Source organism: Blautia sp. HCP3S3_B11 (genome assembly GCF_052064435.1).
GTDB lineage: Bacteria > Bacillota > Clostridia > Lachnospirales > Lachnospiraceae > Blautia_A.
Genome location: NZ_JBQHVP010000021.1, coordinates 48,514 through 62,365, shown reverse-complemented (window position 1 = coordinate 62,365; position 13,852 = coordinate 48,514). Strand labels below are relative to the sequence as shown.

Genomic DNA, 13,852 nt, shown 5'->3' with positions numbered 1-13,852 from the left:
AAAACTGAGATTGATTTCAAAAAGCTAAAAACTTTGACGATTGATGCAGAGATATTTGTGGGAAGTCTATAACGCTTGAAACTTTCAGTTTGACGGAGCAACAAATTCCAATTTGTTGAACTGAATAGCACATACTGACCGATAGGAACAAGGATGAAATATACCTTGTTCCTTTTCGTTTACCCAGGGCATTCATAGAAAATGAATAAACAGGTCAGTTATGCAGTAAGCGTCAAACAAACCAGCGGCTTGAATGTAAGGCATCAATCCAATAGAATAACTACGAAACTTAAAGAAACTCTAAGACACTAATGGATGCTAATAGTGTCTTTGAAAAACGGAGGTCGTAGTATGAGCAATAATAATTTAAGTTTAAAGGAACTAAAACACGAACAGCATCTTCAAAAATGGATACCAATCATAAACAGCTGTGTCAATAGTGGATTGTCAAAGCAAGAATGGTGCAAACAAAATGGCATCAACATTAAATCATACTTTTACTGGCAGAAAAGGATATTTGATATAGCAGTTGATACTTCAGTAGAATTCGCAGAGTTACCTTCCCCTACGGAAAAGCTAGCAAAGACGACAGCAGACAAAGGTGTCATAGCCACAGTATCAATTAATGGGATATCATTAAATCTGTTATCAGGAATAGACAGTGAAACAGTAACAGCGATAGTAAGGGGACTGTCCAATGTTTAAAGATTTCACAGGAGCAGAAAAGGTATATATTGCTTGTGGGTATACAGATATCAGAAAAGGGATAGATGGGCTTGCAACAATGGTACAGTCGCAGTTTGATCTTAATCCATTTACGAATACATTGTTTCTGTTTTGCGGTAGGAAGAAAGACAGGATTAAAGGTTTGTATTGGGAAGGAGACGGATTTCTTCTCTTGTACAAGAGATTAGAAGAAGGAAGATTTCAGTGGCCTAAGAACAGTGAGGAGGTCAAAACAATAACACCACAGCAATATCGATGGCTGATGGAAGGGCTGTCAATAGAACAGCCAAAGGCGAATAGAGACGTTACAGGGTTATCATTGTGAGAGCGATGGTAACCTTTTCTCATTTCAACAAAAATGATGTTGAATGTGGTATAATTAAGATATGAAAAGTAACAGTCAAAACAAGAAAATTAACGATGAAACCATAACAGTTTCACGTACAGATTATGAAGAATTACAGCATCAGGTTGAGCAGTTAAAAGCTCATCTTGATGTTGATGGTGATGATAAAGATACAGTAACTATACTGAGTTCAGAATATGAACAGATGCAGCAACATCTGGATCAGTTGGAGAAACAGGTAGACTGGCTTACAGAACAGCTTGTCACGATGAACAGACAAAAGTTTGGTGCGAAATCTGAGTCAATGAATAATGAGATAGTGGAACAGTTATCATTAACAGGAAATGAACCTGAGATGTACCTTAACTCTTTACAGGTTAAAGAGATACAGGTGCCTGCTCATAAGCGACAGAGGAAGATGTCCGTCCTGAATGAAGAGAAACTTCCAGATGATATTGAGACAGAAATCGTAGAACACAGGTTACCTGAAGAAGAACTTGAATGTCCTGCATGTGGACATACAATGACTGAAATAGGAAAAGAAGTAAAGAGAAGTCTGAAGATAATTCCTGCAAAAGCAGTTGTTGTTGAAGATTGGTACTACACATACGCTTGTGACAACTGCAAGAAAAATGATATTGAAGTACCAATAGTAAAAGCTCCTAAAGAAAAGCCATTCATTGAAGGAAGTTATGCAACACCGGAAGCAGTAGCACATCTGATGTATCAGAAATATGTAATGGCATCACCATTGTACAGGATGGAACAGGAGCTTAAATCAAAAGGCATCGCATTATCAAGACAGACAATGTCAAACTGGATAATGACAGCTGAATATGATTATCTAAGACCTGTATATGAAAAACTTAATGAAAGACTTCTTGATGAAGATATACTACACGCAGATGAAACAGAACTTAAAGTTCTGCAGCTGCTGAAGCAAGGTGGTAAAAACAAAGGATATATGTGGTTATTCCGAACAGGAAAATATTCAGAGAATCCAACAGTGCTTTACAAGTATGAGCCGTCAAGAAGTGGAGAAACACCAAAGGAATTCCTTAAGGGATACAAGGGATATTTACAGACAGACGGATATTCCGGATATCATAAACTTACAGATGTTACACATGTAGGATGCTTTGCACATTTAAGAAGAAAATTCTATGAAGCAATGGAAGTACCTGGGGACAAAACAGCAGCATCAAAGGGATTCAGTTACTGTGAGGCACTATTTGCAATAGAAAAAGAAATTGCAGAACTGACACCTGAAGAAAGATACACTGCAAGGCAGGAACATTCATTACCGATACTTAATGAGTTTAAAAAATGGGCAAGTATACAGAAAGTTCCTTCAAAATCAAAGATAGGCAAAGCACTTACATATCTTGATAATCAGTGGAAATATCTTGTTAATTACACACTTGACGGAAGGCTTGAAATTACAAATAATCTTGCTGAAAGAAGCATTAAACCATTTGTAATCGACAGGAAAAACTTTATGTTTTCAAATACTCCCAACGGTGCACAGTCAACAGCTGTAACCATCAGTATTATTGAAACTGCGAAAGCAAATGACATAGATCCATACCAATACCTTCTTTGGATATTCAAAAACGCACCAAAAAACAAAACTGACGATGAAGATAAGTCGTGGGCTTTATTACTGATGCCTGAAAAATTCAAAGAACAAAACTGATAAAAACAGCAATGACCGCCAAATCGGCGGCCATTTTTTACGATTAACGTGGGGCTATTTGACGCTTACGTTATGCATACCAACACTTATCTCGGACAGAGACAAAATTAATTACAAAACAAAACACTAAATTAACCGTATTTTGTTTGTGATGCATAGGCGATCTGTTTTTTTGTCTATCAACAATTAGAGTTACAAGGAATCTATTATGGAATATAAATGTTTATCCGATTTTTTGTTTAAAGGAGAAAATAAAAATATTAATATAAGTGTGAGCAAAAATAGTCCAGTTAATGCCTCCTTAAGTTTGGATGGATACAAACATTCAATGGTTCAAATAATAGCATTAACTATTGCACTCAAAATGAAGACTGTTATTGTTAATCCACCTATAGTAAGTGATACATATGTTTTTATCGCAATAATAAATGAACTAGGTGGTACTGCAAAAATATATAACAAACGTTTGTTTATTGACGCAAGTACCATATGTAATGCCAACATTCCTTTCTTTTTAGGAAAGTGTATTCATGGTTCTATGTATTTGTGCCCGGCGCTATTAATTGCATTAGGAAAATTTGAATATTATGGTTCTGGAGGTTGTCAAATTGGTGATTCGATAGATTCACATAATAGACCATTTTTCCTCGAAGGTATTTTGATAGTTGGGAAATTCCTGAAAAAACAATTAATTCAATCCTTGAGCTAATGATAAAGAAAGAGATTTTATTAGAGATTAATACCTCTTCAATTTCTAATGACTGTACAGAACCATTGCCATCATATAATATTATAAAAAAATATATTGAGTTAGGCGGAAAAAAAGTTGTGTTAGGGTCAGATGCACATAATTGTTCGTTTTTAGGCAATGGATACGATTGTATTAGAAAAAACCTGCCTCTAGAATTAGAAATCGGGTATTTTAAAAACCGTGAATTTGTTGGGATAAATTCAAACACTTTTGAATAGAAAATTGTTTGTAATTTTATTTTAGATTTTGGTGAGTTATAACTGAATATAAAATCAATTCTGATGGAACTCTTACCTTAACAGTTGCCATGTTGTCAACAGATCTGAAGACGGACTGTCTATTTGCGCATGAAGTTACTGTACGTCCATTAGAGAATGGGAGGTTCCAATATGTAGGAAACAAAGTAACTTACCAGACGGAATATGGTTTGCCTTTCTGTGAGCCACGAATAACGTGGAACGAACGCTGATAATCCTATCCTGGAAATAATCTAAAAATTGACAAAAATAAAGCTGGCAGTTTTGAAACTGCCAGCTTTATTCTATCTTCTACTATAAGCACTACTGTGTTTCACGATTCGCAGGTGTTCTTAATGTAATCGCATACACAGTTTCCGCTTTTTCATCGATTATGCTTCCGTCGTAATATACAACAATTTCGTCGCCACTCGATAAATCCAAATAACTGTCCTTAAGTTCCACATCTAACGATACTTGGATATTTGGATGGTCAGAATATATTGCATCATCGTCATTGACATTGACCAGAACATATTCATCCGTTACTACCTCAACTGTTCCAACGAATGATGGTTCATTCCCTATGACGTAATTCATACTTTTTGAACAACCTGCTAATGAAATCATCAGTAACACCATTACAAGCATGCTAAAAAATTTTTTCATCACTCCTCACCTCCTTTTTTCATAATTCCTTATCTCTAAGCAGTAAAATATTCGGTCGGTCAAGCCACCCAATACTGTGTTGCGGAAATCCAAGTAGAACCAGAATTGCAAAGATAGAATTTAAGTGTCGTATCATTCCAACCATCTACAACTCTCATATAACTACCGCCAGAATTATATGCTCGATAACCTACACAAATCACCCAAGGCGGCTTTTCTGATTTCTCATTACGCTCCGCCTTTGTGACAGTCACCACAGAACATCCTTTGCTGGCTGCTTCAGCTTCAGCCTTTTTCTTGTAGCGTTCGCTTGATGCAGTAAATCCGTCCAGTCCGATCTGAACCGTGTAGAAAGGTTCGGGCTTGAATGCAGCAATGGCAGCTTCACGCATCACCGCCATCGCAAGGGTAGGGGTCATTACACGACCGACATTCAGGGTCTGCCCATAAAGGGTCGAAAAAAGTCGAGTAGCGTTAATACCAACAATCCAGTCGGCTCGCTCTCGACACAGTGCTGCTTCATACAAAGCATCATATTCAGTTCCAGACCTGAGATTTTCAAAGCCCTCCTTGATAGCCACATCTTCCATGGACGAAATCCAAAGTCGCTCAAACGGCTTTCTGCACCCGGCTTTGTGGTACACCAGACGGAAGATCAGTTCTCCCTCACGACCGGCATCTGTTGCGCACACAAGACTTGCAACATCTTCTCTGGCCATGAGCCTTTTCAGGATACCGAACTGCTTCTTTGTACCGGAGGACACTTCATACTGCCAGTCCGCCGGGAAGATCGGCAGGTCAGCATATGCCCATTTGCTGTATTTTGCATCGTAGGCTTCGGGCTGTGCCAGCTCCACCAGATGACCGACACACCAACTGACGATGTAGCCGTTGCCTTCCAGGTAGCCATCTTCACGCTTGGTAGCACCTAAGACCTTGGCAATGCTCTGGGCGACTGAGGGTTTCTCAGCCAATACTAATTTCATTTGTATCTACTCCTTTCCAAAAAAATAAGCAGCCACACACCGGAGTGCATGACTGCTATGTATTGAACCTTTATTATTGTTCTTTTAGTAAATAACTCTTGTCGATTGAAAGATTAACGCAAGTTGCCGCCGCAATATAGATTACTAAAATAATAACCTCTAACACCAAGGTATTGTACGGGCGAGGATAGAATCTTGCCGCAACGCTTATGATAAATCTAATCGGGAAATAAAGTCCCAACCAAGCAGAAATCTTGTAAAACTTTCTGCGGAAGTTCTTTGTTTTTTCTGTTGCACTGGATGCTTTCTTTTGATAGGAATATTCAAAACCACCAATAGCTACAACAAATGGAATAAAACTTAAAAATCCAAAGAACACATGTTGCAGAATAACTGTTGTCATAAACTGCATCAAAAGCACCATGACTTCGAGAGTTACCAAATAGATCATAATCTGCCCCAAATTATCATTTTGTACTTCTTTTACTTTTGGCAGGTCATTGTCACTCTGGTAATCATCGTTTAGTAAATAATCTGTTGTAACGCCAAACAGCTTGCTGAGTTGAAGAATGTTATTTGCATCAGGCATCGCAGTTCCTGACTCCCAACGAGATATAGCTTGTCTTGAAACATCCAACTTTTCAGCTAAATCTTCTTGCGACATTCCATTGGACTTTCTCAGTCCGATAATCTTATCTGAAAGTTTCATATGAAATCCTCCTTTGCTTTGGTGATTTCATTGTACACAAATCCACTATATTTCACCACCGCACCAACTTTACATATCCGCAACAAGATGTTACATTACCTGTTCTTTCTGCTATGGCTCAAATTCTTTCGGGTTGTAAGTGTTGTTTTTACTCCTGTAACAGCCAGTCAGCTATGTCGTGGATCTCAATTCCTTCATAGCTATATTTGGGATGTTTGGTTCGGGCAATAATCATTTTCGGATAAGCATCTCTAATCTGAAGCAGAGGGGAACATTCTCTCTCAAATGTTTCCTGTCCGGAAATGTTGTCACATACCTGAATATAAATTTTCTCGCTGCCCCTTTGAGCAACAAAGTCTATTTCTTTTTGATAGAGCTTGCCAACATAAACATCGTACCCACGGCGAAGAAGTTCGATACAAACAATGTTTTCATATACTCTGCCATAGTCCATATTTCTGCTTCCAAGTATTGCATATCGAATACCACTATCGCACAAATAGAACTTCTCAGAGCTTTCAAGATATTTCTTGCCACGGATGTCGTATCTCTTAATATCATAAAATACGAAAGCATTGCACAAATACTTAATATACTTGCCAACGGTTACATGATTGGTTGGGGTATCATTCGCTGTCAGCAGCTGACTGACCTTATTAGGAGAAGTCAGGTTGCTAATGTTATCCATAAGGAACTCACTCAGGCGTTGTAAAACCAAAGTGTCTGGCAGAGCGTACTTCTGTACCAAATCTCTTGTAACGATGGTTTCATAGACTTCTTTGATATAGTTTGTTCTGTCTTTTTCAGTTCTGTAAGCGTAAGAACCTGCTAAACCGCCCTTGATAGAATAATCATCAAAGAGCTTATCTTTATCACCAATATCATCATAATACTGGCAATATTCCTGGAAACTAAAAGGGAATACATGAATTTCAATATAGCGTCCAGTAAACAGCGTTGCCAGATCTGCACTCAACAGGAAAGCATTGGAGCCGGTTACATAGATGTCGTACTTACCCTTGGAGTAAAGGCTGTTGATTGCCAATTCAAACTTGGGACACATCTGAACCTCATCCACAAACAGATAGTTTGTTTTTCCAGGCTTATAATGCTCCTCTACATAGCTGTGTAACGCATGATATTCCTTTATTTCTTCATAAGCCAAGTCCATAAAGTCAATGAAGATGATATTGATGTTTTCAAAATGGCTTTTCAGGTAATCAATATATGCCTGCATCAGTTTAGACTTACCGGATCGACGAATGCCCGTGATGATCTTGATGTCAGGAGTGCCATTCAGTTCAATGATTCTGTCGAGATACTTTGCTCTCGTAATTGTTTTCATATAGTCACCCGCTTTCAAAAGTTGAAGATTTTTCATTTCTTGAAACTGTCTCGATGTACTTATTATACTGTCTGATAATAGTATATGCAAGAGGTCGCTTTCAAAAACACAAAATATTTTATTTTTTGAAAGTGGTGACTATGTAAAGGCAATCCGAAGATTGCCCCAGGCATCATGCCTGTCCATTGTTATACGGGTTCGTTGTCCTCGTCGTCAGCGATGAAGTCCACATCATCGTCCTCGTATTCCTCACTGTAGCCGTAGTCCTCATCATCGTCTACATAGTCTGCATCCGGGTCAGGCTTCGCAGCTTCTTTTTCCTTTTTCTTTTCCTGCATCTTCTTGAATACAAAGAAGCCACCGCCGCCGATCAGAGCTACCATTACCAGAACAGCGGGCATCATGTTGGTCTTAGGCTTCTCAGGTTCAGGCTCGACCACATCAGGCTCAGGCTCGGTTACATCGGGAGTAGGTTCGGTTACATCTGGTTCCTCAGTCTGGTCGATATACTGTGCAGCTTCTTCCTCATCCATGAGCTTGAGCAGGTCAGCTTCATCCACCTGATTCAAGAAGTGGACAGTTTCATTTCCCTCATCGTCACGGTCGATGATGATATAAAAGTAGTTGCCGTTCTTTGTGACCACCGTGATAAATTGTTTTCCATCTTTATCAGGAGAACCGATGTCATCAACCAGAGTCAGATTGCCGTCAGGAGTAAGGGCAGGCTCACTTGCGTACTTCAGTTGTGTTTTCTTTGAAACGGTCAATAACAAACCTGATATGCTCTGAATCCAGTTTCATAAAGGTGCTTCGGACGATTTCTACCGGCTTATCATCACTGGCTATTCGTATCTGTTTACGGTTGCTGCACATCACTTCAACGATAAGTCTGAGAATCAGTTCAAGGATTTCTCCATCAAGCCGGAAGTCCTGCTTCAGATATTCCATTTCAAGCTTATCGTAAAAATACTCATAATACCGAGTGAACTCTCCGGTCCCATCGTCTTCCTGTCCGTGAAAAACGGAAGAAAGGAAAGGATCAGTATCACTAAATTCAGTATCTTTAATATCAGTATTATTACATTGTGATTTTGGAAGTTCTTGAGTTGTGATTTTCATTGTTCCAGAATTGTGATTTTCACAATTCAAGAGTTGTGAATCCACAGCAGAAATAAAGTTCTTCACATAGATCAGATTGGGTTTTCCCAAGCCCTGACGCTTTCGCTCGATCAATCCTGCTTTCTTCTCAAGTTCGCTGAGTAGCTTTATAGCCTTTTGTTCAGCACAGTTCAAAGCCGACTTTGCTTCGTCGATTGTGAAGATGATATACACGCGACCGTTTTCATCTATCCAACCGTTCTTGGCAGACAGGCTCATGCGATCAAGCAATATACCGTACAGCATCTTGGCATCGGCAGAGATGTTCCAAAATCTCTCGTTGGTGAATAACACCTTCGGAACTCGATAGAATGTGAACAGTTCTGATTGCTGACCGTAGAAGTAATCATACGTCACTCATTTTCACCACCTCTTTCTGCGGGAAATTTTCTTTTTCCAGAGGGGAGCTGCGGAATGTCGTGCCTCTTAATCCAAACGGACAACGGACGAAATAGCAGGAACGATACCTCCAACGAGGTTGATGATACTCACAATATCGACAGCCTTTGGGCTTTTGGCAACGGACACGCTCATACATATCAACGCACCCCCAATTCCTTCAAAATCTTTTTGGTACACCAACCGATGCAGGGATGATCTCTACCATAAGGGCAACCATCGCATTCTAACTTCGGTTTTTGGGGTACAGAGATTAAGTAGTAGCATTTATCTTCGCCCAGACAGCAGCCCGTTTTATTGTTTTTCCAAAAATGACAGTAGCGGCAGTCGTTTGGCTTGTCTGGGGAATAGACGATCTTACTCAAAAATCAAACCTCCAATCTTTCAGATTTACCCATGAATTTTGGGCATAAAAAAAGAGCGTCTATCCATCCCCAATGCGGGGCAAATAGACGCTCTATGTACATGGTAATATTCAATTTTATCTGCTATAACTGGGTGATACTTAAAACATCCGCCTTTTGCAATTAGCAAGAATTTTAGCACGATTTTGGGGCTGATTAGCAGGAAGGGCATTTCCATTAGCAAAAACAGCCTTTTTTCTGCTAATCATTAGCAGAAATTTTTGTCTTATAACAGTAGTTCGATTTTTTAGAGCTTCTCAAAAATCAGAATTTGGAGTAAAATTCAGAACCATGATTTAGACACAGTAAGGGGAAGCTGTTGGGATGAAAAAAGCCGAAAACCCTTGAAAACAAAGGCTTTCGGCGTTGTTAGCTGGCGTCCCAAAGAGGACTTGAACCTCCGACCCCACGCTTAGGAGGCGTGTGCTCTATCCAACTGAGCTATTGGGACGTATTAAATTTTTTTGTCAGCCCCCGTAGTTATCGGACTCAGCTCCCTCCTAAGGTTTTTCCAAGGTGAGCGTTGTAACGCTACCTTAGGAGGCACTTGTTCTATCCATTAAACTAACAGGACTAATACCGGATTTTTGGCTTAAAATCAAGGTTTTCAGCCATTTCAACGGCATTGGATTTTATGATTTAAAACTGACTTACGTCAGCTGAATCAATCTTATATGATGAAATTTTTTGGTATGAAGTTATCGCCTTTTCCAAAAACGCATGTCCTCTTAATTGTGACATCACATAACAAAATCGAACTCAAATTCATTTTTCTGTTATACGCCGAGGCGATAACTCTGGTCACCGCTTAGGAGGCGAGTGCTCTATCCAGCTGAGCTACGAGGACACTTGACTCACAATCGTAATTCTACTATATTTTTATTCGAATTACAAGAGAATCTTTCATATTCTTTTCGTACACATTTAGAACCTGTCACTGTTCACAGGTAGTATCCCGCGATGTGTTTTTTGTGAGCGAAGGTCACCTACAGAACCTGCCACTGGCAGCTTCTTACGGATGCTTGTCAACAGAAAACCCGAGACATGCCGCGCGAATTTATGCGAATAGCATAAATTAAGTTTGCGAAGCATGTTACTGAGAACGCAGTGAACAGTAACCTTACCCAAAATTCAAATGTTTTCATCAAATATGTTATGAAGTGGATATTTTCTCCTCCACAATTGATTTGTATCAATCGGATATCCGCAATCCGCTTTGCTACGTGGCTCTACACCGAATAACTGCTCTGCAGTTTATCAGGAGGGGCTTGTACCCCTCCTGATACAAGTAAGTCCCCACCCACTGCTTATTGCTCTTCGCAATTGAAACAGGGAACTTACTTGATTTGGTTAAACTATCGTTGTTATGTTTCACGTGAAACATAATATTTTATCTGATATTCATACCAGTTTTTTATACTTATATGCCATCACTAACTGGTTAAATATCTCCCACTTATTTAATAATGTAACTGACCCTGAAGCCAGATGATTCCTTTAAATCGGCGGCCGATCTTGAGTTCTCCCAGAAGATCTTCCCGGTTGATACACACGTCAAACTGCATATCATTACATTCTATAGTAATCTGACAAATTTTCTCTCCTGTAATGATATTTTCAAAAGTCATATAATCAATAATCTCCCCCATGACGCTGTACTGGTCACATTCAATGCCATATGGCATGAAATACGAATCTACAATGGAAAGAATATCATCAGTGACAATTCTCTGTGAAATCATAGAATATGTATCCATATCCTCCATTGTGAGGCTTTCCATTGCCTCTTCGTCTCCGTTGCGGGCTGCCGCAATCAAATGGTTTCTGTTTTTTGTCAGTTCCCGTTCAGCTTTTACAGCCTCTTTATCTTTCTCCACCGGAAAAAGAATTTTTCCTTCCCTGGCCAGTCCGGAAAGGGTTAAGGGCTGGCCATCAGGAAGCATACCGCTTTTGTATTTTTCTTTCATGTACTCAGCGGCATTCTGAAGATAAAAAATTAAAGTAACTCCTATTCTCAGATCGTCACAGGCACCGGCAAAAGACTCTTTTTCTGTATGTCTCTCTATTATGACATTCTCCTGTGTCGTAATACCTGTTCCGCGAAAGAAAGGAAAATAATAGTCCGGATAAAATACGTTGTTTTCATCATACTGTCCACAGACAGTGATTCCACAATCGCATCCATAATTCTTGGAAAACTCAGCAAATACACCCTCCGGATGATCCTTTACTATTGTTTTATCATCATAATTTTCAACCACATCCGTAATGATCTGCCTTATACTGCTTCTTTTGGTGATCTTGGAAAAACCAACTGCTCTCAGATAACTGTGCATAAGAACACCTCCCTGAAAAAGCTCACTCTCCATTAAGCGTGCTTTTTCTCAATCTTTGTCATGCCGCCCATATATGGCTGCAGAGCTTTCGGAATGCTTACAGATCCGTCTGCATTCAGGTTGTTCTCCAGGAATGCAATAAGCATTCTAGGCGGTGCAACAACTGTATTATTTAATGTATGTGCAAGATATTTGCCGTCTTTACCGTTTACACGAATCTTCAGACGACGTGCCTGTGCATCTCCAAGGTTAGAGCAACTTCCTACTTCGAAATATTTCTTCTGACGTGGGGACCATGCTTCTACGTCAAGAGATTTTACCTTCAGATCTGCAAGATCACCGGAACAGCACTCAAGTGTACGAACCGGAATGTCAAGAGAGCGGAACAGATCTACTGTATTCTGCCATAATTTATCAAACCACATTGGACTTTCTTCCGGTTTGCAGACAACGATCATTTCCTGTTTTTCGAACTGATGGATACGGTAAACACCTCTCTCTTCAAGTCCATGAGCACCTTTTTCCTTACGGAAACATGGAGAATAACTTGTAAGAGTTTTTGGAAGTTCCTCTTCCGGAATAATCTGGTCGATGAATTTACCAATCATGGAATGTTCACTTGTACCGATCAGATATAAATCTTCGCCTTCGATCTTGTACATCATAGCATCCATTTCTGCGAAGCTCATAACACCTGTTACAACGTTGCTTCTGATCATGAAAGGAGGTACACAGTAAGTAAATCCTCTGTTAATCATGAAATCACGCGCATAAGAGATTACTGCAGAATGAAGTCTTGCAATATCCCCCATCAGGTAGTAGAAACCATTTCCTGCAACACGTCTTGCACTGTCAAGATCAATTCCGTCAAAGCTTTCCATAATATCTGTATGATATGGAATCTCATAATCCGGAACAACCGGCTCACCGAATTTCTCAATTTCTACATTTTCACTGTCATCTTTGCCGATCGGTACAGACGGATCAATGATATTCGGGATTACCATCATATTTTTGAGAAGTTCTTCTTCTACTTCTTTTTCTCTTGCAGAAAGTTCTTCAATACGTGTTCCGGAAGCAGCTACCTGTTTCTTGACTTCTTCTGCTTCTTCTTTCTTTCCCTGTCCCATCAGAGCACCAATCTGTTTGGAAATTTTATTTCTCTCAGCGCGAAGAGCCTCTACTTCCTGTTTGATCTCTCTGTTTTCTTTGTCCAGTTCCAGCACTTTATCCACTAATTCCAGTTTATTATCCTGGAATTTATTGCGGATGTTCTGTTTTACAACTTCCGGGTTTTCTCTCACAAATTTAATGTCTAACATCTTGTTCCTCCTGAATAAAATAGTTACTGTTTACATCATTCACAGTAGCATAAAATATTTTGTAACTATTCATTGATCTGCTTTTTTTCAAATTACCAGGCAGTTACTATTCTTTTATGTATTCTGGCAGCCGCCTGGCGGATATATTGTTGCCATACAGTTACTATTTTGTTACTGTTTACTTCGTATCCAGTAACACTGTTTTTTATTTTATCTTTAAGTATGCTCTTTCTTTTCTGTTTTTAATCAGTCCTGTTCGAGATTATCCAGGCCGAAATTAACAGCTTTTCGAAGTGCTTCCACTTCTTCCTGGCTAAGCATAACATAAGATTCGCCTTTTACAATTTCTTTCATATACAAAAAGCAATTGTCACGGCTATGCACTGCATTTAAAATTAGCCCCGTATTTTCCTTGTCCAACAAGGCCAATGCAAAACTTAATTTGCCGCCTACATCATCAAATGCATCATATTTCTCTACACCATACTTATTAAACATCTTATCAAGATTCTTTTTAATAAAAAGGAGATCATGATCGTGTTCTTCTTTCGCATCATACAGTTTATCTATCTGAGCGAATTTTCTTACAAATACTTTCTCCAGAGACTGTGCATCCGAGCCTTTCATAAACGTCTTATATTTTCGTTCCAGACGACTCAAGCGCATATTCATACTGATATTCCTTACCAGCAGGAAGATAGTAAGAATCAGTAGTATAATAATGATGATCCCGGAATCAATTCCAAGACTTTCAAAAATGCCACTCATA

Annotated in this window: 14 protein-coding genes, 1 tRNA gene and 1 pseudogene; 6 read left to right on the top strand and 10 right to left on the bottom strand. The window is 39.2% G+C overall.

What is annotated here, in order from left to right:
- Positions 1-351: 351 nt before the first annotated feature.
- The 6 genes from tnpA to ACTNC0_RS15275 all read left to right on the top strand — a co-directional run bounded on the left by tnpA (position 352) and on the right by ACTNC0_RS15275 (position 3,988).
- Complete coding sequence (gene tnpA / locus ACTNC0_RS15300) at positions 352-705, top strand: IS66 family insertion sequence element accessory protein TnpA (protein ID WP_441088048.1); 354 nt, start codon at positions 352-354, stop codon at positions 703-705.
- Positions 698-1,051, top strand: coding sequence for an IS66 family insertion sequence element accessory protein TnpB (gene tnpB, locus ACTNC0_RS15295; RefSeq protein WP_441088047.1), 354 nt, complete (start codon positions 698-700; stop codon positions 1,049-1,051). The genes tnpA and tnpB overlap by 8 nt, the downstream gene beginning before the upstream one ends.
- A 61-nt stretch (positions 1,052-1,112) precedes the next feature.
- A complete protein-coding gene (gene tnpC, locus ACTNC0_RS15290; protein WP_441088046.1) occupies positions 1,113-2,768 on the top strand; it encodes an IS66 family transposase in 1,656 nt (551 codons plus the stop codon).
- 208 nt (positions 2,769-2,976) lie between these two features.
- Positions 2,977-3,477, top strand: a complete 501-nt coding sequence (locus ACTNC0_RS15285; protein WP_441088045.1) for a hypothetical protein — start codon at positions 2,977-2,979, stop codon at positions 3,475-3,477.
- The gene (locus tag ACTNC0_RS15280) at positions 3,477-3,737 is read left to right on the top strand and encodes a hypothetical protein (protein ID WP_221400431.1); all 261 of its coding nucleotides are present in this window, start codon (positions 3,477-3,479) and stop codon (positions 3,735-3,737) included. Before ACTNC0_RS15285 ends, ACTNC0_RS15280 begins: the two co-directional genes overlap by 1 nt.
- A 38-nt stretch (positions 3,738-3,775) precedes the next feature.
- Positions 3,776-3,988: a DUF6070 family protein gene (locus ACTNC0_RS15275; protein ID WP_221400448.1), complete on the top strand. Its 213-nt coding sequence runs from the start codon at positions 3,776-3,778 to the stop codon at positions 3,986-3,988.
- 91 nt (positions 3,989-4,079) lie between these two features.
- On the opposite strand, the gene ACTNC0_RS15270 is transcribed toward ACTNC0_RS15275, so the two are convergent.
- The 10 genes and pseudogenes from ACTNC0_RS15270 to ACTNC0_RS15225 all read right to left on the bottom strand — a co-directional run bounded on the left by ACTNC0_RS15270 (position 4,080) and on the right by ACTNC0_RS15225 (position 13,851).
- Positions 4,080-4,424 carry a hypothetical protein gene (locus tag ACTNC0_RS15270; RefSeq protein WP_171332420.1) on the bottom strand — a complete coding sequence of 115 codons (345 nt, stop codon included), beginning with the start codon at positions 4,422-4,424 and terminating at the stop codon, positions 4,080-4,082.
- Positions 4,425-4,630: 206 nt separating this feature from the next.
- Positions 4,631-5,410: pseudogene (locus tag ACTNC0_RS15265) on the bottom strand (DNA topoisomerase); the annotation flags it as partial.
- Positions 5,411-5,483: 73 nt separating this feature from the next.
- Positions 5,484-6,119: a helix-turn-helix domain-containing protein gene (locus ACTNC0_RS15260; RefSeq protein ID WP_441088044.1), complete on the bottom strand. Its 636-nt coding sequence runs from the start codon at positions 6,117-6,119 to the stop codon at positions 5,484-5,486.
- A 148-nt stretch (positions 6,120-6,267) separates the two neighbouring features.
- Positions 6,268-7,500, bottom strand: a complete 1,233-nt coding sequence (locus ACTNC0_RS15255; protein WP_427808746.1) for an ATP-binding protein — start codon at positions 7,498-7,500, stop codon at positions 6,268-6,270.
- Positions 7,501-7,652: 152 nt separating this feature from the next.
- The gene (locus ACTNC0_RS15250; protein WP_441088043.1) at positions 7,653-8,231 is read right to left on the bottom strand and encodes a DUF4366 domain-containing protein; all 579 of its coding nucleotides are present in this window, start codon (positions 8,229-8,231) and stop codon (positions 7,653-7,655) included.
- Complete coding sequence (locus ACTNC0_RS15245; RefSeq protein WP_441088042.1) at positions 8,191-8,979, bottom strand: replication initiator protein A; 789 nt, start codon at positions 8,977-8,979, stop codon at positions 8,191-8,193. The genes ACTNC0_RS15250 and ACTNC0_RS15245 overlap by 41 nt, the downstream gene beginning before the upstream one ends.
- A gap of 820 nt (positions 8,980-9,799) precedes the next feature.
- A tRNA-Arg gene (locus ACTNC0_RS15240) sits at positions 9,800-9,876 on the bottom strand.
- Between the two features lie 1,009 nt (positions 9,877-10,885).
- Positions 10,886-11,761, bottom strand: a complete 876-nt coding sequence (locus tag ACTNC0_RS15235) for a DUF3881 family protein (protein ID WP_441088041.1) — start codon at positions 11,759-11,761, stop codon at positions 10,886-10,888.
- Between the two features lie 32 nt (positions 11,762-11,793).
- Positions 11,794-13,083 (bottom strand): serine--tRNA ligase, encoded by a 1,290-nt coding sequence (serS, locus tag ACTNC0_RS15230; RefSeq protein ID WP_441088040.1) that lies wholly within the window; start codon positions 13,081-13,083, stop codon positions 11,794-11,796.
- A gap of 246 nt (positions 13,084-13,329) precedes the next feature.
- Positions 13,330-13,851, bottom strand: a complete 522-nt coding sequence (locus tag ACTNC0_RS15225) for a DUF4446 family protein (RefSeq protein WP_117676585.1) — start codon at positions 13,849-13,851, stop codon at positions 13,330-13,332.
- Position 13,852 lies beyond the last annotated feature (1 nt).

What these genes read in the sequence shown, in the direction of transcription:
- ACTNC0_RS15280 (WP_221400431.1), top strand. Translation starts at nt 3,477, where the DNA reads ATGATAAAGAAAGAGATTTTATTAGAGATTAATACCTCTTCAATTTCT.
- ACTNC0_RS15225 (WP_117676585.1), bottom strand. Translation starts at nt 13,851, where the DNA reads ATGAGTGGCATTTTTGAAAGTCTTGGAATTGATTCCGGGATCATCATT.
- ACTNC0_RS15270 (WP_171332420.1), bottom strand. Translation starts at nt 4,424, where the DNA reads ATGAAAAAATTTTTTAGCATGCTTGTAATGGTGTTACTGATGATTTCA.
- ACTNC0_RS15285 (WP_441088045.1), top strand. Translation starts at nt 2,977, where the DNA reads ATGGAATATAAATGTTTATCCGATTTTTTGTTTAAAGGAGAAAATAAA.
- ACTNC0_RS15260 (WP_441088044.1), bottom strand. Translation starts at nt 6,119, where the DNA reads ATGAAACTTTCAGATAAGATTATCGGACTGAGAAAGTCCAATGGAATG.
- tnpA (WP_441088048.1), top strand. Translation starts at nt 352, where the DNA reads ATGAGCAATAATAATTTAAGTTTAAAGGAACTAAAACACGAACAGCAT.
- serS (WP_441088040.1), bottom strand. Translation starts at nt 13,083, where the DNA reads ATGTTAGACATTAAATTTGTGAGAGAAAACCCGGAAGTTGTAAAACAG.
- tnpC (WP_441088046.1), top strand. Translation starts at nt 1,113, where the DNA reads ATGAAAAGTAACAGTCAAAACAAGAAAATTAACGATGAAACCATAACA.
- ACTNC0_RS15255 (WP_427808746.1), bottom strand. Translation starts at nt 7,500, where the DNA reads ATGAAAAATCTTCAACTTTTGAAAGCGGGTGACTATATGAAAACAATT.
- ACTNC0_RS15235 (WP_441088041.1), bottom strand. Translation starts at nt 11,761, where the DNA reads ATGCACAGTTATCTGAGAGCAGTTGGTTTTTCCAAGATCACCAAAAGA.
- tnpB (WP_441088047.1), top strand. Translation starts at nt 698, where the DNA reads ATGTTTAAAGATTTCACAGGAGCAGAAAAGGTATATATTGCTTGTGGG.